The 407-nt window shown below is 49.9% G+C and carries 1 protein-coding gene; it reads right to left on the bottom strand.

Annotated features, from left to right (window positions below; all coding sequences use genetic code 11):
* Positions 1 to 407: HYR-like domain-containing protein (locus HC176_RS17015; RefSeq protein ID WP_209309774.1), on the bottom strand; the 407-nt coding region annotated here is incomplete at both ends.

Here is a 407-nt window from a genome sequence, read left to right as displayed (position 1 = left end):
ATGCATTCCACCGTGGCTTCTCCGTCTGCATCTGGTATGGTAAAGGCTGGTGTTTCGATGGTATAGGTAAATGCCCAAGTATCTGAATTATTGGCGCAGTCCGTATAAGTGTAGGTGTATGTTCTCGTGCCTTCACAGGTCAATGGGTCCGGGGTTTCGGTAACCACGGTCGCAGAAGGCGATAGGGTATTACCACAGGCATCGGTAACCGTTGGCAATGTGAATGTCTCGGTGGCATCGTCAATGCATTCCACCGTGGCTTCTCCGTCTGCATCTGGTATGGTAAAGGCTGGTGTTTCGATGGTATAGGTAAATGCCCAAGTATCTGAATTATTGGCGCAGTCCGTATAAGTGTAGGTGTATGTTCTCGTGCCTTCACAGGTCAATGGGTCCGGGGTTTCGGTAAC

The organism is Tamlana crocina (assembly GCF_012037625.1).
The sequence above is the reverse complement of the archived record's forward strand: the minus strand, read 5'-3'. Positions and strand labels throughout refer to the sequence as shown.